Source organism: Streptomyces sp. 35G-GA-8, assembly GCF_023534745.1.
Taxonomy (GTDB): domain Bacteria; phylum Actinomycetota; class Actinomycetes; order Streptomycetales; family Streptomycetaceae; genus Streptomyces.
Genome location: NZ_JAMHJQ010000007.1, coordinates 191,112 through 208,231 on the forward strand (window position 1 = coordinate 191,112; position 17,120 = coordinate 208,231).

Below are 17,120 nucleotides of genomic sequence, written 5' to 3' on the forward strand. Positions count from 1 at the left end.
TGCGGAACCGCCAGGACTGCGGGACTGCGGGGCTTCGGGACCGCGGACCGGGCGGGGGCCGTACGGGGTCGTGCGCGCGTACGGCCCCGTACGACACTGTGCGGGTGATCCGCGACGACATCCTCGGCAGTCTGCCCGTGCACACCGCCGTCCCCGCCCTGGAGCGGGCCCTCGACGAGCACGGGTGCGCGGTGCTGTGCGCGCCTCCGGGGACGGGCAAGACGACGCTGGTGCCGCTGGTGCTGGCGGGGCTGCTGGGGGACGGCTCCGCGCCACGACCGCTACGACGGGTGATCGTCGCCGAGCCGCGCCGGATCGCCGCGCGCGCGGCGGCGCGTCGGATGGCCTGGCTGCTCGGGGAGCGGGTCGGGGAGCGCGTGGGGTTCACGGTGCGCGGGGAGCGCGCGGTGGGGCGCGCGACGGTGGTGGAGGTGGTGACCACCGGGGTGCTGCTCCAGCGGCTCCAGCGCGACCAGGAGCTGGCCGAGGTCGATGTGGTGATCCTCGACGAGTGCCATGAACGGCATCTGGACGCGGACACGGTGGCCGCGTTCCTGCTGGACGTACGGGCCGCGCTACGGCCGGAGCTGCGGCTCGTCGCGGCGTCGGCGACGACCGACGCGGCCGGATGGGCGCGGCTGCTGGGCGACGCGCCGGTGGTGGAGGCGCGGGGCGTGACGTATCCGGTGGAGGTGGTCTGGGCGCCGCCCGGCACGCCCGTACGGCCGCCGCACGGGATGCGGGTCGATCCGGCGCTGCTCACGCATGTGGCGTCGGTGGTCCGGCGGGCGCTGGCAGAACGGGACGGCGATGTGCTCTGCTTCCTGCCCGGTGTGGGGGAGATCGGCCGGGTGGCGGGGCTGCTGGGGGACGCGGGGGCCGAAGTCCTCCAGGTGCACGGACGCGCGTCGGCCGCCGCGCAGGACGCGGTCCTGGCGGGATCGGCGGGCTCGGGCGACCGTCGCGTCGTACTGGCCACGGCGGTGGCCGAGTCGAGCCTGACGGTCCCGGGCGTACGGATCGTCGTGGACGCGGGGCTGGCGCGCGAGCCGCGTACCGATCACGCGCGGGGGCTGAGCGCGCTCACGACCGTACGGGTGTCGCAGGCGGGTGCGCGGCAACGGGCGGGCCGGGCCGGTCGTGAGGCGCCCGGCACGGTCTACCGCTGCTGGGCGCAGGCCGAGGACGCCCGGCTGGCCCGCTTCCCGTCTCCCGAGATCAAGGTCGCGGATCTGGCGGCGTTCGCGCTCCAGGCCGCGTGCTGGGGCGACCCGTCGGCGGCGGGTCTGGCGCTGCTCGATCCACCGCCCGCCGGAGCGCTGGCGGCGGCGCGTGCCGTGCTGGCCGCGATCGGCGCGGTGGAAACGGTGGAAGGGGCCGAGGCCGGGAACGGCGACCGGGACCGGGACGGGGTCAGTGGCGGGCGGGTCACGGAGCGGGGTGTACGGATGGCCAGACTGGGGCTGCACCCCCGGCTGGCCCGCGCCCTGCTGGACGGTGCGCCCGAGGTGGGCACGCGGCGGGCGGCCGAGGTGGTGGCCCTGCTGAGCGAGGAGCCGCCGCGCGCGTACGGGGACGATCTCGCGGCGGCGTGGCGTACGGCCCGCCGGGGCGAGGACGGTTACGCGGCGCGCTGGCGCCAGGAGGTACGGCGGCTGGAGCGCGCGCCGGAACTGACCGGGTCCACGGGAGGCCGGGGTGCCGGGTCCGACGACGCCGTCGCCGGGCTGATCGCCGCGCTCGCCTTTCCCGAGCGCGTGGCGCGGGCCCGCGGTGAGGGCGCCTGTCTCATGGTGTCGGGCACCGGCGGCGAACTGGCCGAGGGCTCCCGGCTGCGCGGCGCGCCCTGGCTGGCGGTGGCGGTCGCCGACCGTCCCGCCACGGCCGCTTCCGCGCGGGTACGGCTCGCCGCGGTCATCGACGAGGACACCGCGCGGACCGCGGCCGGCCGGCTGCTGGTGGCGGGCGAGGAGGTGCGCTGGAAGGACGGCGATGTCGTCGCCCGGGAGGTGGAGCGGCTCGGTGCGGTCGAGCTGTCCGCGCGTGCCCTGCGGGCGCCGGACGGCCGGCTGGTGCGTGGCGCGCTGCTGGAGGGGCTGCGCCGCGAGGGGCTCGGGTTGCTGAACTGGACCCGGGACGCGCGGGGGCTGCGCGATCGACTGGGCTTTCTGCACCGGGAGTTGGGCGGCGGCTGGCCCGATGTCGCGGACGCCGCGCTGCTGGCTCGCCCGGACGCGTGGCTGGAGCCGGAGCTCTCCAGGGCCCGGCGCCGGTCGGATCTCGGCCGGCTGGACGCGGGACAGGCGCTGCGCCGGCTGCTGCCCTGGGCGACGGGCGAGGCGGCGCGGCTGGACGAGCTGGCGCCGGAGCGTATCGAGGTGCCGAGCGGTTCGCGGGTCCGGGTGGAGTACGGCGGGCCGGGGCCCGTACTGGCCGTGAAGCTCCAGGAGTTGTTCGGTCTGCGCGAGACCCCGGAGGTCGCGGGGGTGCCGGTGCTGGTGCATCTGCTGTCCCCGGCGGGCCGGCCGGCGGCGGTGACGGCGGATCTGGCGTCCTTCTGGCGCGAGGGCTATCGCGCGGTACGGGCGGAGCTGCGGGGCCGCTACCCGCGCCATCCATGGCCGGAGGACCCGTCGACGGCGGTGCCCACGCGCCGTCCGAACCAGCGGCGTTGAGCGCGGACACGCCGCCGCCCTCCGGCGGATCGCGCGGAGGGCGGCGGTGTTCGGTGCCTCTGGGACGGCAGGGACTACGGGGTCTCCGCCGGCGGAGCGGTGACCTTCAGCTCGACGGTCAGCGTCGCGCCGCCCTCGGTCTCGATCCGGAGCAGGAACGTGCCTGTCGTGTCGTCCGCGTAGATCTTCGGGAGCAGGAGGACGCCGTCGGCGTCGGTCTCCAGGTCCGTCAGCTCACGGAGCGGATTGCCGGCCGCGTCCTTGAAGTAGGGCCCGTCGGCGCGCGGCGCGGAGCCGCCCGCGGCCGTGATCATGGTGGCGGTCGCGGCGACACCCGACGCGGCCTCCCCCTTGTAGGTGGCCTCGACCGAGATCCGGTCCTCGAACGCGGTGCCGGACTCGGCCGTCAGCTCCTCGTCACCGGTCCTGGTGAGTCCGTCCGCCTGACGGGCCGTCACCGACGCGGTGTACTCGACGTCCGCGACCCCCTTGACGTCCACACTGGCCCGGATCGCGAACTCGCCCGTCTGCTCGCCCGCCTCGACCGGCGGGGCGGTCGCCGTGCCGTCCTCGCCGGTGCTGAGGGTCAGCGCGGACTTGCCGGACACGAAGCGGGCGTCGGTGTCGCCGACGATCTCGAACCGCACCGGGACATCCGCGACGGGCTCGCCGGCCGCGTCCACGGCGCGTACCGAGGTCCGTTCCGTGAACTGGCTGCCCGCCACGGCCGTGAGCGTGCCCGTGTCGGTCTTCTCGATCCGCTCGACGACGGGCTTCGGGGCGGGCGTGGTGGGCGGCGTGGTGGGTTCCGTGGAGGGGGGAGGAGTGGTCGAACCTCCGCCCGGCGTGGACGGGTTGCCCGAGTCGCCGCCGGGGGTGGCCGGGTCGCTGGGCTTGGGCGGCTTCGGCGCTTCGGGGCTGGGCGGCGGGGTCGGGCTCGGTGAGGGGCCCGGGTCGGCGGGGCCGGTGCCGACGGGCAGCACGCCCGTACCGTCCGGGACCTCGTGCGTGCCCTTGTTGTAGTACTCGAACCAGGTCAGGACGGTGCTCAGATACTCCTGCGAGCGGTTGTAGCTGAGGATCGCCTGACGGAGATCGGCGTCGACGGACAGATCGCGGTCCGCGTGGCAGAGGTACTCCGCCGCCGCGAGCGCCGCGTCGTAGATGTTGTTGGGGTCCTTGCGGCCGTCGCCGTTGGCGTCCTGGCCCCAGGTCGCCCAGGTGGACGGGATGAACTGCATCGGGCCGACCGCGCGGTCGTGCGTCGAGTCGCCGTCGTACGCGCCGTTGTCGGTGTCGGAGATGTTCGCGAAGCCGATGCCGTTGAGCACCGGGCCGAGGATCGGCGACGTGGTGGTGCCATTGGCGTCCACCCGGCCGCCGCGCGCCTGGCCCGACTCGACCTTCCCGATGGCGGCGAGCAGTTGCCAGGGCAGATTGCAGCCGGGCTTGCTCTCCGCGAGGGCCTGCTCCGCCTGCTTGTACGCGGCCAGCACCGTGGCCGGTATGCCCGCTTCCGCCGGACCTGTACCGATGGCGGCCGGCAGATCGATCGAGGTGCTGGGCCCGTCGGGCGTGGTGAGCGGCGGAAGCTCGGTGTAGTACGGGGAGTTGCCGGTCGCCGTCGAACCGGCGGGCGGGTTCGCGTCGGCGGCCGACTGGGCACCGCCCGGGTCGGTGGGGATGGCGCCCGGTGCTTGGGAAGCGGAGAGGGCCGCGATGGCGGCGGCGGCCACCGCGGTGGTGGTCGCTCCTCTGCGCAGGCGCCTGCCGAATAGCGCGGACATATGTCTGGCCCCTCCCGTGGACGGCTGTTCGCGCTCCCCGCGCGAGGACTCAGGCGACCCTATGTCAACTCGTGGCCCCAGCACACTGGTCCATGACCGCTTTTCACCAGTTCGCCACCTGTGAGTCGCCCCGATGCCCGAAGAGACCCCTCCCCAGGGCACCTGGACGGGTGAGTCGGGGCACTTCCGGCCTCATGGGAGGCGCCCCGGGCATCGCCCGGGGCGCTCTGGCCGGCTCTTGTCAGCTCTCGTCAGTTCTCGTCAGCTCTTGTCAGTTCTCGTCAGTGGGCCGCCGACTCCCAGTCCCCGCCCACACCCACCGACACATCGAGCGGCGCGCGCAGTTCGACCGCCGTCGACATCTCGCGGCGCAGCAGCTCCTCCACCGGCTCGCGCTCGCCCGGCGCGATCTCCAGGACGATTTCGTCATGGACCTGGAGGAGCATCCGGGAGGTCAGTCCCGCCTCGGCCATCGCACGGTCGACCTTGAGCATGGCGACCTTGACGATGTCCGCCGCGGTGCCCTGGATGGGGGCGTTGAGCGCCATCCGCTCGGCCATCTCCCTGCGCTGCCTGTTGTCGCTGTTGAGGTCCGGGAGATAGCGGCGGCGGCCGAGCATCGTCTCCGTATAGCCGGTGGCCCTGGCCTCCACGACCGCGCGCTGCAGATAGTCCCGTACGCCCCCGAAACGCTCGAAGAACGTGTCCATCAGGGCGCGTGCCTCGGCCGCCTCGATGTTCAGCTGCTGCGAGAGCCCGAACGCCGAGAGTCCGTAGGCCAGTCCGTACGACATCGCCTTGATCTTGCGGCGCATCTCGGGGTCGACCGCGGACTTCTTCACCCCGAACACCTGGGAGGCGACGGTCGTGTGCAGGTCCTCGCCGGAGGTGAAGGCCTCGATCAGCCCGGCGTCCTCGGAGAGATGGGCCATCACGCGCAGTTCGATCTGGCTGTAGTCGGCCGTCATCAGCGACTCGTAGCCCTCGCCGACGACGAAGCCGCGCCGGATCGCGCGGCCCTCGTCGGTGCGGACCGGGATGTTCTGCAGATTGGGATCGGTGGAGGAGAGCCTGCCGGTCGCCGCCACCGTCTGGTTGAAGGTCGTGTGGATACGGCCGTCGGCCGCGATCGTCTTGATCAGGCCCTCGACCGTCACCCGCAGCTTGGCCTGCTCGCGGTGGCGCAGCATGATCACCGGAAGTTCGTGCTCGGTCTGGGCGGCCAGCCAGGCGAGCGCGTCGGCGTCGGTCGTATAACCGGTCTTGGTCTTCTTCGTCTTGGGCAGGCCCAGCTCACCGAAGAGGACTTCCTGGAGCTGCTTGGGCGAGCCGAGGTTGAACTCATGGCCGACGGCGGCGTGCGCCTCCTTCACGGCCTGCTGCACGGCGCCCGCGAACTGCTGCTCCATGGCCTCCAGATGGGCGCGGTCGGCGGCGATGCCGTGCCGCTCCAGCCGGGCGAGCAACTCGGAGGTGGGCAGCTCCACATCCAGGAGGAGTCCGGTGGCGCCGACCTCGCCCAGCCGCTCGGTGAAGGCGTCACCCAGATCGAGGACGGCGCGGGCCTGTGCCATCAGCGCCTCGGCCTCGGCCTGCTCGTCGGTCCCGAAGGCGAGCTGTCCGTCGGCGGTGGCCGGGGCCAGCTCCCGGCCCAGGTATTCGATGGCGAGGGCGTCCAGCGCGAAGGAGCGGCGGCCGGGCTTGACCAGATAGGCAGCCAGAGCGGTGTCCATCGTGACGCCGCCGACCCGCCAGCCGTGCTCGGGGGCGACGCGCATCGCGCCCTTCGCGTTGTGCATCACCTTGGGCCTGGCCTCGTCGGCGAGCCAGGCCGCGAAGGCCCGCTCGTCGGCCTCGTCCAGCCGCGTCGGATCGAACCAGGCCGCCGCGCCGCCGGCCGCGGCGAGCGCGACCTCGCTGACGCTGCCCGTACCCAGCGACCAGGTGTCGGCCGTGGCGACACCGAGCGGCTGCGCGCCGTGCTCCGCGAGCCAGGGCGCCAGCTCGCCGGAGGCCAGCACCGAACCGTCCAGCTCCACCCCGGCGGCCGGCGCCGGGGCCTCGTCCTCGGCGGCGCCGGGATCCACCGCGAGCAGCCGCTCGCGCAGGCTGGGGTTACGGATCTCCAGGACTTCGAGCACGCCGATCAGGGCCGTACGGTCGTACGGAGCGCGCTCCAGCTCCTGCGGGGTCTTGGGCAGCTCGACATCGCACGACAGCTCCGTGAGCCTGCGGTTGAGCCTGACCGACTCCAGGTGGTCCCGGAAGTTCTGCCCGGCCTTGCCCTTCACCTCGTCGGCGCGCGCGACCAACTCGTCGAACGAGCCGAACTGGTTGATCCACTTCGCCGCGGTCTTCTCACCGACGCCCGGGATGCCGGGGAGATTGTCGGACGGGTCGCCGCGCAGGGCCGCGAAGTCCGGGTACTGCGCGGGGGTCAGTCCGTACTTCTCCTGGACCTTCTCCGGGGTGAAACGGGTCAGTTCGGAGACGCCCTTGGTGGGGTACAGCACCGTCGTGTGCTCGCTGATGAGCTGGAACGAGTCCCGGTCGCCGGTGACGATCAGCACCTCGAAGCCCGCGGCCTCGGCCTGGCGGGCGAGCGTCGCGATGACATCGTCCGCCTCGAACCCCTCGATCGCGAACCGGTCCGCGCGCATCGCGTCCAGGAGCTCGCCGATCAGCTCGACCTGCCCCTTGAACTCGTCGGGCGTCTTGGAGCGGTTGGCCTTGTACTCCGGGAACTCCTCGGAGCGCCAGGTCTTGCGGGACACGTCGAAAGCGACGGCGAAATGCGTGGGCGACTCGTCACGCAATGTGTTCGCCAGCATGGACGCGAAGCCGTAGATGGCGTTCGTCGGCTGGCCGGTCGCGGTCGTGAAATTCTCCGCGGGCAGCGCGAAGAACGCCCGGTACGCCAGGGAGTGCCCGTCCATGAGGAGCAGGCGAGGACGGTTGTCTGCGGTCTTCTTCGATGCTGTCTCAGCCACGTACCCGATCCTGCCACGTCGCACTGACAATCCCGGCCGCCCGACCGTCCGCGACGGCCCTGTACCCGTCTCGGCCCGTCCCCATCCGCCCTTGGCGCGTGACGAGTCAGACATGGGCCGGACGTATCGTGGCCAGGGAGACGTGAGAGGATTGTCTACTGTAGACAATCGGATTCAGCCTCACTGAGTTCATAGGAGAGCGTGATGGCCAGCAAGCCGCCGGCAGGCGATCCGGTCCAGGATTCGCCGCAGGTAACGGCCCCCAAGCACGCCGCGGCGGGGATTCCCGCGGTCGCGCATTCCCTGCTCATCTCGCACCAGCAGATGGGGACGCGCCGGACCGCGCGGACACTCCTGAAGGTCAACCAGAAGAATGGTTTCGACTGCCCCGGCTGCGCCTGGCCCGAGGGCGACCACCGGCACACCGCCGAATTCTGCGAGAACGGCGCCAAGGCCGTCGCGGAGGAGGCGACCGTCCGCAGGGTCACGCCGGAGTTCTTCGCCGAGCACCCCGTGTCGGATCTCTTCGGGCGGAGCGGCTACTGGCTCGGCCAGCAGGGCCGGATCACCCATCCCATGTATCTGCCCGAGGGCGCCGACCAGTACGAACCCATCAGCTGGGAGCGCGCCTTCGCGATCATCGCCGAGGAGCTCAACGCCCTCGCGTCACCCGACGAGGCCTGCTTCTACACCTCGGGGCGCACCAGCAACGAGGCCGCGTTCCTCCTCCAGCTCTTCGCGCGCGAGTTCGGCACGAACAACCTGCCCGACTGCTCGAACATGTGCCACGAGTCCTCCGGCTCCGCCCTCTCGGAGACCATCGGCATCGGCAAGGGCAGCGTCTCCCTCGACGACATGCACCAGGCCGATCTGATCATCGTCGCCGGCCAGAACCCGGGCACCAACCACCCCCGGATGCTCTCCGCGCTGGAGAAGGCCAAGGCCGCCGGCGCGAAGATCATCTCGGTGAACCCGCTGCCCGAGGCCGGTCTGGAGCGGTTCAAGAACCCCCAGACACCGCTCGGCATGATCAGGGGCGCCTCCCTCACCGACCTCTTCCTGCAGATCCGCATCGGCGGCGACCAGGCGCTGTTCCGGCTGCTCAACCGGCTCGTCCTGGAGACCCCGGGCGCCGTCGACGACGCGTTCATCGAGGAACACACCCACGGGTACGAGGAGTTCAGGGCCGCCGCGCTCGCCGCCGACTGGGACGAGACCCTGGTCGCCACCGGTCTCCAGCGGGCCGAGATCGAGAAGGCCGCCGAGATGGCCCTCGCCTCGAAGCGCACCATCGTCTGCTGGGCGATGGGCCTGACCCAGCACAAGCACTCCGTGCCGACCATCCGCGAAGTCGTCAACTTCCTGCTGCTGCGCGGCAATATCGGCCGCCCCGGCGCCGGGGTCTGCCCGGTGCGCGGACACTCCAATGTGCAGGGCGACCGCACGATGGGCATCTTCGAACGGCCCGATCCGGCCTTCCTCGACCGTCTGGACCAGGAGTTCTCCATCACCTCGCCCCGCCACCACGGTTACGACGTGGTGCGCTCCATCGAGGCGATGCGCGACGGCGACGCCAAGGTCTTCTTCGCCATGGGCGGCAACTTCGTCGGGGCGACGCCCGACACCGAGGTCACCGAGGCCGCGATGCGCCGGACCCGGCTGACGGTGCATGTGTCCACCAAGCTCAACCGCTCGCACGTGGTGACGGGCGTACGCGCGCTGATCCTGCCCACACTCGGCCGTACCGACAAGGACATCCAGGCCGGCGGCAAGCAGATCGTCACCGTCGAGGACTCCATGGGCATGGTGCACGCCTCGCGCGGCAACCTGCCGCCCGCCAGCCCCCATCTGCTCTCCGAGCCCGCCATCATCACCAACATGGCGCGCGCCGTCCTCGGCCCCTCCTCGACCACGCCCTGGGAGGACTTCGAGAAGGACTACGCGAACATCCGGGACCGGATCGCGCGCGTCGTCCCCGGTTTCGAGGACTTCAACGCGCGGGTCGCCCGCCCCGGCGGCTTCGAACTCCCGCACGCGCCCCGCGACGAGCGCCGCTTCCCCACCGCCACCGGCAAGGCCAACTTCACCGCCGCGCCCGTGGAGTACCCCAAGCTGCCCGAGGGGCGGCTGCTGCTCCAGACGATGCGCTCGCACGACCAGTACAACACCACCATCTACGGGCTGGACGACCGCTACCGGGGCATCAAGGGCGGTCGCCGCATTGTCATGGTCAACCCCGACGACGCGCGCGAACTCGGGCTCGTCGACGGCGCGTTCACCGACATCGTCAGCGAGTGGAAGGACGGTGTGGAGCGCCGGGCCCCGGGCTTCCGGGTGGTGCACTACCCGACCGCCCGCGGCTGCGCCGCCGCTTACTACCCGGAGACCAATGTGCTGGTGCCGCTCGATGCCACGGCCGACACGAGCAACACCCCGACGAGCAAGTCCGTCGTGGTGCGCTTCGAGTAGTGGTGCTCTTCGGACAGCTCCGGACAGGGGAATGAACCGGCCGGGCTAAGCGTTCGCTCAGTCATCTGATATGCAGGACGGTGCACAGAGCACGCATCCCGTATGCCATCACCGCAGCCGATCGGAGCCGGGCCCATGGGTGAGCAGCCCTCCACGAAGTTCCCTCAGGAGATCGTCGACGAGTACGCCGCGCTCGGCGTCGACCTGCCCGCGCTCTTCTCCGCGGGCCATCTCGGCACGCGCATGGAGGTACGGATCGTCGAGGCCGCCGCGGAACGCGTCGTCGGCACCATGCCGGTGGAGGGCAACACCCAGCCGTACGGACTGCTGCACGGCGGCGCCTCCGCCGTTCTCGCCGAGACACTCGGCTCCATCGGCGCCATGCTGCACGGCGGCACGAGCAAGCTCGCCGTGGGCGTGGACCTCAACTGCACCCACCACCGGGGCGTACGGAGCGGACTGGTCACGGGCGTCGCCACCCCCGTCCACCGCGGCCGGTCCACCGCGACATACGAGATCGTCATCACCGACGAGCGGGACAAGCGGGTCTGCACCGCCCGGCTGACCTGCCTGCTCCGCGACGCGGACACCGCACAGGACCAGAGCGTGTAGACAACGTCCGGCCCGCACCTTCCCCGAGGGCGCGTACGGGAATGCCCGTACGCGCCCTTGTGCATGCCCGAAGCACCGCCTACCCTGCGCCCATGACCACGGCCGGACAGTGCGGGCTCCGCCCGGCCGCCCGATGCTCGCTCGCACTCTGCGCCGCCCTCCTCGGCGGCGCGCTGACCGGTTGCGGCGGTGGCGGGGCGGCCGCGCCCGACCCGGACGCCACCCCCTCGGTCCACCGCACCACCCCCGCCGAGCTCTGCACCGCGCTCGTCTCGTACTGGGCGAAGGAAGCCCTCAAGGGCTCCGAATGGGCAGGGCTCGACTGGGAACAGAAGGGGCTGTCCAATGAGCAGTACGCCATCCACGAAGAGGTCGTGGCCGCGGCGCGCGCCGAGCGGACGAAGCACGGCGACGCGGCGGCAGGGGCCCTGATCGACCGCAGGACCGCGGAACGGTGCGCCGCCATGAACGGCGCCACCGGCAGCTCCGAGAACTGGCGCGAATCGGACTGGACACCGCCCGGACAACGCCCCCGACCCCCCGTCCCGCGTCACGCTGTGTAACAACCGAGTGAACGGGGACTCTCCCGCCGCCCGCATGCACATCCCCGCTGCCCGCTTTCCCGGCCTCCGGTGCCCGATTGAGCGGTCAGCACCAAAATGGGCCCAAGTACCTTAGCGGAACTGGGCGTTCTCACCATGTGGTCAGTTTGAGAAAGCGGGGAAACGCCCCAAAAGTCCCGGCTCTCGCCGCCGAGCGTTGGCCCGGGCATAACAAGACAGTCACATCCTTCGCGCACCACTCCACGACTCCCTCACCTGCGCTTAGAGTCACGGCCAGTCACCGCGCCGCCAGGCACGCACCCAGTGCGCTCCACGCGACTGAACCCGTGTCCCGGCGAACGCGAACGGCACCTCAGCAGAGGAGGCCGCGCCAGGGAAAGGATTCATCGTGCGACACCGTTCCTTGCTCATCCTCACCACCGTGATCACCACGGGAGCGCTCACACTCACCGCTTGTGGTTCTCGCGACGAAGGCAAGAGCACCGGCGCGAGCGACAAGATAACCGTCGTCATCGGTGTCGACGCGCCGCTCACCGGTTCGCTGTCCGCGCTCGGCCAGGGCATCAAGAACTCGGTCGACCTCGCCGCCAAGACCGCGAACAAGACCAACGAGGTCCCCGGCGTCGAATTCAAGATCGAGGCCCTCGACGACCAGGCCGTCCCGGCCTCCGGCCAGGCCAACGCCACCAAGCTCGTCGGCAACAAGGACGTCCTCGGCGTCGTCGGCCCGCTGAACTCCGGCGTCGCCCAGTCGATGCAGGGCGTCTTCAACTCCGCCAACCTCCTCCAGGTCTCCCCCGCCAACACCAACCCGTCGCTGAGCCAGGGCGACAACTGGGCCAAGGGCGACCTGAAGCGTCCCTTCGCGTCGTACTTCCGCACGGCCGCCACGGACGTCGTCCAGGGCAAGTTCGCCGCGCAGTACTACTACAACGACGCCAAGAAGCGGAAGGTCTTCGTCGTCGACGACAAGCAGACCTACGGCGCCGGCCTCGCCGCGATCTTCTCCGAGGAGTTCAAGCGCCTCGGCGGCACGGTCGTCGGCACCGACCACGTCACGGTCAAGGAGACCGACTTCTCCTCCACCGCCGACAAGGTCAAGGCCGCGGGCGCGGACTCCGTCTACTTCGGCGGCCAGTACCCCGAGGGCGGACTGCTCTCCGACCAGATCAAGAAGACGGGCGCCAAGATCCCCACCATGGGTGGCGACGGCATCTACGACCCGAACTTCATCTCGGCCTCCGGTGAGTCCAACGACGGTGACTTCGCCACCTCCATCGGCTACCCCGTGGAGAAGCTCGACACCGCCAAGAAGTTCATCGCCGACTACGCGGCCGAGAACTACAAGGACCCCTACGCGGCCTACGGCGGCTACTCCTACGACGCCGGCTGGACGATCATCCAGGCCGTCAAGGCCGTCGTCGCCGCCAACGACGGCAAGCTCCCCGACGACGCCCGCAAGCAGGTCGTCGAGGCCACCAGCAAGGTCAGCTTCGACGGTGTGACCGGCAAGGTCTCCTTCGACGAGTACGGCGACACCACCAACAAGCAGCTGACCGTCTACAAGGTCGAAGGCGGCGCCTGGAAGGACGTCAAGAGCGCCACATTCGAGGACTGACCTCCCGGACACAGCCCCCACACCACGACCGGACCGCGCGAGGGCGCAACAGCGCCCTCGCGCGGTGTCATATCCGACACGCTCATCGGAGGCCCTGCGGTGAACGAACTGCCGCAACAGCTGGCCAACGGCCTTGCCCTCGGTGCCCTTTACGGCTTGATCGCCATCGGGTACACCATGGTCTACGGCATCGTCCAGCTCATCAACTTCGCCCATGGCGAGATCTTCATGATCGGGGGCTTCGGTGCCCTCACCACCTACACCTGGCTCCCCGGCGGAACCTCCCTGCTGGTGGCGATCCCGCTCATGATCATAGGTGGCGCCATAGCCGCGGTGGCCGTGGCCACCGCCGCCGAACGCTTCGCCTACCGCCCCCTGCGCGGAGCACCCAGGCTCGCGCCGCTGATCACCGCGATCGGCCTGTCCATCACACTGCAGCAGCTCATCTGGGCCTTCTACCCCGATGCCAAGAAGGCCGTCAGCTTCCCCGAATTCAAGGGTGAGTCCTTCCAGCTGACGGACAACCTCTACATCCAGCGGGCCGACGCGTTCATCTTCGTCCTCGCCCCCCTGTGCATGCTCGCCCTCGGACTCTTCGTCTCCAAGAGCCGCAGCGGACGCGCCATGCAGGCCACGTCCCAGGACCGGGACACCGCCAAGCTCATGGGCATCAACACCGACCGCATCATCGTGATGGCCTTCGCCATCGGCGCCGCCTTCGCCGCGGTCGCCGCGGTCGCCTACGGACTCGACAAGGGCCAGATCAACTTCGAGATGGGCTTCCTCCTCGGACTCAAGGCGTTCACCGCCGCCGTCCTCGGAGGCATCGGCAATATCTACGGAGCCATGGTCGGCGGCGTCGTGCTCGGCCTCGCCGAAGCCATGTCGATCGCCTACATCGAGGAAATCCCCGGCATGCAGCAGCTCGGCGGCGGCGCCTGGGCCAACGTCTGGGCGTTCGTACTTCTCATCGTCGTACTCCTCGTCAGGCCACAGGGCCTGCTCGGTGAGCGCGTCGCGGATCGGGCGTGAGAACTATGACCGACACAGCCTCCTCCCGCACCACGCGGCTGCGGGTACTCACCCTCGCCGGCGGCATCGCCACCGTAGCCAGCACCTTCCTCTCCTGGACCTACACCACCGAGTTCCCCGGCGACCTCACCGTCTACGGCTACCCGGGCGGCCTCCAGCTCCTCACCCTCACCGCCGGACTGCTCACCGCGCTCTTCGCGCTCTCCGCGCTCGGCGTCAGGGGCCTGCGCTGGCTCACCCCCACCGGCTCCACCAAGGCGCTCCAGATGCTCGCCCTCGGCGGGCTGGCCACCACCTGGTTCACCGTCATCGCCATCGCGGTCGAACTCGGCGGAATCGTCAACCTCGAACCCGGCGGATTCGTCGCGGCCGTCGCCACCGTCATCCCGGTCGCCGCGGCCTTCCTGCTCCCCGACGACACCCGCAAGGCCACCCGGCCCAAGGAACTCTCCTCCTGGGCAGAGATCCTGATCATCGTCGCCGCGTTCGCCATCGGGCTCTTCGTCTTCACCTACGGCATCGACACCGAGTACGCCGAACTCTTCACCGGCTACCTCCTCACCGTCGGATTCACCGCCACCGCGCTCTTCAAGGCCGGCCTCATCGCCCGCCTCAACGGGCTCACCACCAAGTACCGGATGATCGCCGTCTCGGCCGCGTTCGTCGCCGCCGCGGCCTTCCCCTTCACCCAGAGCACCGACCAGTTCACCCTGATCGCGGTCAACATCCTCATCTTCGCGACCGTCGCCCTCGGACTGAACATCGTCGTCGGCCTGGCCGGCCTGCTCGACCTCGGATACGTCGCGTTCCTCGGCGTCGGCGCCTACACGGCGGCCCTCGTCTCCGGAACCACCGCGTCCGTCTTCGATGTGCACTTCCCCTTCTGGGCCGCCGTCCTCACCGGCGCCGTCGTCTCCCTGGTCTTCGGCGTCCTCATCGGCGCCCCCACCCTGCGACTGCGCGGCGACTACCTCGCCATCGTCACCCTCGGCTTCGGAGAGATCTTCCGTATCGCCGTCGGCAACCTCGACGGCGTCTCCGGCCCCCGCATCACCAACGGCCCCAACGGTGTCCCGAACATCCCCGACCTCAACTTCTTCGGGTACAACTTCGGCGAATCCCACACCATCTTCGGCATCGAACTCGGCTCCTACGCCAACTACTACCTGCTGATGCTGCTCGCCATGATCCTTGTGGTGATCGTCTTCAGCCGGGCGGGCAACTCCCGCATCGGCCGCGCCTGGGTCGCCATCCGCGAGGACGAGACCGCCGCCACCGCCATGGGCATCAACGGCTTCCGCGTCAAACTCATCGCTTTCGCCCTCGGCGCCACCCTCGCCGGCCTCGCCGGCACCGTACAGGCGCATGTCCAGCACACCGTGGTCCCCGAGATGTACGTCTTCGCCGGACCCGTACCGCCGAACTCCGCCTTCCTGCTCGCCGCCGTCATCCTCGGCGGCATGGGCACCATCACCGGTCCCCTCATCGGCGCCTCGCTGCTCTACCTCATCCCGGCGAAGCTCCAGTTCCTCCAGGACTACCAGCTCCTCGGCTTCGGAATCGCGCTCATCCTCCTCATGCGCTTCCGCCCCGAAGGGCTCATCGCCAACCGGCGCGCACAACTCGAATTCCACGAGACCGACCAGCTCGACGTACCCGACGACAAACCCGGCGCGGGCGTCAGCACCGCCAAGGCGGGGGCGTGAACGACATGACCACCACGACCACGAGCACCCGGACCACCGTGCTCGACGCCAGCGGCGTCACCATGCGCTTCGGCGGACTCACCGCCGTACGCTCCGTCGACCTCCAGGTCAGCAGCGGCGAGATCGTCGGCCTCATCGGCCCCAACGGCGCCGGCAAGACCACCTTCTTCAACTGCCTCACCGGGCTCTACGTACCCACCGAAGGCACGGTCAGCTACAAGGGCACCGTCCTGCCGCCCAAACCCCATCTGGTCACCCAGGCGGGCATCGCGCGCACCTTCCAGAACATCAGGCTCTTCGCCAATATGACCGTCCTGGAAAACGTCCTCGTCGGACGCCACACCAGGACCAAAGAGGGCCTCTGGTCCGCGCTCCTGCGCGGCCCCGGCTTCAAGAAGGCCGAAGCCGCCTCCCATGAGCGCGCCATGGAACTCCTCGAATTCATCGGCCTCCAGGACAAGGCCGACCACCTCGCCCGCAACCTCCCCTACGGCGAACAGCGCAAGCTCGAAATCGCGCGCGCCCTCGCCAGCGACCCCGGCCTGCTGCTCCTCGACGAGCCCACCGCCGGAATGAACCCGCAGGAAACCCGCGTCACCGAAGACCTCGTCTTCGCCATCCGCGACCAGGGCATCGCCGTACTCGTCATCGAGCACGACATGCGCTTCATCTTCAACCTCTGCGACCGCGTCGCCTGCCTCGTCCAGGGCGAGAAGCTCGTCGAAGGCACCGCGGAAGTCGTCCAGGGCGACGAACGCGTCATCGCCGCCTACCTCGGCACCCCCTTCGACGGCGCCCCGGGCGCCGAGGAAGTCGCCGAGGTCGAGGCGGCCGAAGCGGACGCGCACAGCAACACCAGCACCACCGGTTCGGAAGGGGACGCGAAGTGACCGCACTCCTGGAGGTCGAAGACCTCAAAGTCGCCTACGGCAAGATCGAGGCGGTCAAGGGCATCTCCTTCAGCGTCGAAGCCGGCCAGGTCGTCACCCTCATCGGCACCAACGGTGCGGGCAAGACCACCACCCTGCGCACCCTCTCCGGGCTCCTCAAGCCCGCCGGCGGGCGCATCACCTTCGACGGGAAGCCCCTCTCGGGAATCCCCGCGCACAAGATCGTCGCGCTGGGACTGGCCCACTCCCCCGAGGGCCGGCACATCTTCCCCCGGCTCACCATCACGGAGAACCTCCAGCTCGGAGCGTTCCTCAGGACCGACAAAGCCGGCATCGAGAAAGACATCCAGCGCGCCTACGACCTCTTCCCCATCCTGGGCGAACGACGGAAGCAGGCCGCGGGCACCCTCTCCGGCGGCGAGCAGCAAATGCTCGCCATGGGACGCGCGCTGATGTCCCAGCCCAAGCTGCTCATGCTCGACGAGCCCTCCATGGGCCTCTCCCCGATCATGATGCAGAAGATCATGGAGACCATCGTCGAGCTGCGCCAGCAGGGCACGACGATCCTGCTCGTCGAACAGAACGCCCAAGCGGCGCTCTCACTTGCCGACCAGGCCCATGTCATGGAAATCGGCAAGATCGTCCTCTCCGGCACCGGACAGGACCTGCTGCACGACGAGTCCGTGCGCAAGGCGTACCTGGGCGAGGACTGACCCCTCATACGTCAGGAGGCCCGCCCCCGAGCGAACCGGGGCGGGCCTCCTGACGTAGGTACGTA

Annotated in this window: 11 protein-coding genes; 9 read left to right on the forward strand and 2 right to left on the reverse strand. The window is 70.2% G+C overall.

Going from position 1 to position 17,120, the window contains the following annotated elements:
* Nucleotides 1-104 precede the first annotated feature (104 nt).
* Nucleotides 105-2,675 carry an ATP-dependent helicase HrpB gene (gene hrpB, locus M1203_RS17665; protein WP_249950690.1) on the forward strand — a complete coding sequence of 857 codons (2,571 nt, stop codon included), beginning with the start codon at nucleotides 105-107 and terminating at the stop codon, nucleotides 2,673-2,675.
* 74 nt (nucleotides 2,676-2,749) lie between these two features.
* On the opposite strand, the gene M1203_RS17670 is transcribed toward hrpB, so the two are convergent.
* Both M1203_RS17670 and polA read right to left on the reverse strand, forming a co-directional pair.
* The gene (locus M1203_RS17670; RefSeq protein ID WP_249950691.1) at nucleotides 2,750-4,462 is read right to left on the reverse strand and encodes a lytic transglycosylase domain-containing protein; all 1,713 of its coding nucleotides are present in this window, start codon (nucleotides 4,460-4,462) and stop codon (nucleotides 2,750-2,752) included.
* 281 nt (nucleotides 4,463-4,743) lie between these two features.
* Nucleotides 4,744-7,452 (reverse strand): DNA polymerase I, encoded by a 2,709-nt coding sequence (gene polA / locus M1203_RS17675; RefSeq protein ID WP_249950692.1) that lies wholly within the window; start codon nucleotides 7,450-7,452, stop codon nucleotides 4,744-4,746.
* A 204-nt stretch (nucleotides 7,453-7,656) separates the two neighbouring features.
* On the opposite strand from polA, the gene M1203_RS17680 reads away from it, so the two are divergent.
* The 8 genes from M1203_RS17680 (at nucleotide 7,657) to M1203_RS17715 (ending at nucleotide 17,055) form a co-directional block, all read left to right on the forward strand.
* Nucleotides 7,657-9,921 (forward strand): FdhF/YdeP family oxidoreductase, encoded by a 2,265-nt coding sequence (locus M1203_RS17680; protein ID WP_249950693.1) that lies wholly within the window; start codon nucleotides 7,657-7,659, stop codon nucleotides 9,919-9,921.
* Nucleotides 9,922-10,056: 135 nt separating this feature from the next.
* Nucleotides 10,057-10,533, forward strand: coding sequence for a PaaI family thioesterase (locus tag M1203_RS17685; protein ID WP_249950694.1), 477 nt, complete (start codon nucleotides 10,057-10,059; stop codon nucleotides 10,531-10,533).
* A gap of 92 nt (nucleotides 10,534-10,625) precedes the next feature.
* On the forward strand, nucleotides 10,626-11,096 hold the full coding sequence (locus tag M1203_RS17690) for a hypothetical protein (protein ID WP_249950695.1): 471 nt from the start codon (nucleotides 10,626-10,628) through the stop codon (nucleotides 11,094-11,096).
* Nucleotides 11,097-11,484: 388 nt separating this feature from the next.
* Nucleotides 11,485-12,714: a branched-chain amino acid ABC transporter substrate-binding protein gene (locus M1203_RS17695; RefSeq protein WP_249950696.1), complete on the forward strand. Its 1,230-nt coding sequence runs from the start codon at nucleotides 11,485-11,487 to the stop codon at nucleotides 12,712-12,714.
* A 99-nt stretch (nucleotides 12,715-12,813) separates the two neighbouring features.
* On the forward strand, nucleotides 12,814-13,746 hold the full coding sequence (locus tag M1203_RS17700) for a branched-chain amino acid ABC transporter permease (protein WP_249950697.1): 933 nt from the start codon (nucleotides 12,814-12,816) through the stop codon (nucleotides 13,744-13,746).
* 5 nt (nucleotides 13,747-13,751) lie between these two features.
* Nucleotides 13,752-15,452, forward strand: coding sequence for a branched-chain amino acid ABC transporter permease (locus tag M1203_RS17705; RefSeq protein ID WP_249950698.1), 1,701 nt, complete (start codon nucleotides 13,752-13,754; stop codon nucleotides 15,450-15,452).
* Nucleotides 15,453-15,457: 5 nt separating this feature from the next.
* The gene (locus tag M1203_RS17710; RefSeq protein ID WP_249950926.1) at nucleotides 15,458-16,342 is read left to right on the forward strand and encodes an ABC transporter ATP-binding protein; all 885 of its coding nucleotides are present in this window, start codon (nucleotides 15,458-15,460) and stop codon (nucleotides 16,340-16,342) included.
* Entirely contained in the window at nucleotides 16,339-17,055 is a 717-nt protein-coding gene (locus tag M1203_RS17715) for an ABC transporter ATP-binding protein (protein ID WP_249950699.1), read from the forward strand. Before M1203_RS17710 ends, M1203_RS17715 begins: the two co-directional genes overlap by 4 nt.
* The last annotated feature ends 65 nt before the right edge of the window (nucleotides 17,056-17,120 follow it).

Bases quoted from the DNA above. Each gene is read 5' to 3' on its own strand.
- M1203_RS17670 (WP_249950691.1), bottom strand. From the start codon at position 4,462: ATGTCCGCGCTATTCGGCAGGCGCCTGCGCAGAGGAGCGACCACCACC.
- M1203_RS17690 (WP_249950695.1), top strand. From the start codon at position 10,626: ATGACCACGGCCGGACAGTGCGGGCTCCGCCCGGCCGCCCGATGCTCG.
- M1203_RS17685 (WP_249950694.1), top strand. From the start codon at position 10,057: ATGGGTGAGCAGCCCTCCACGAAGTTCCCTCAGGAGATCGTCGACGAG.
- M1203_RS17710 (WP_249950926.1), top strand. From the start codon at position 15,458: ATGACCACCACGACCACGAGCACCCGGACCACCGTGCTCGACGCCAGC.
- M1203_RS17680 (WP_249950693.1), top strand. From the start codon at position 7,657: ATGGCCAGCAAGCCGCCGGCAGGCGATCCGGTCCAGGATTCGCCGCAG.
- M1203_RS17705 (WP_249950698.1), top strand. From the start codon at position 13,752: ATGACCGACACAGCCTCCTCCCGCACCACGCGGCTGCGGGTACTCACC.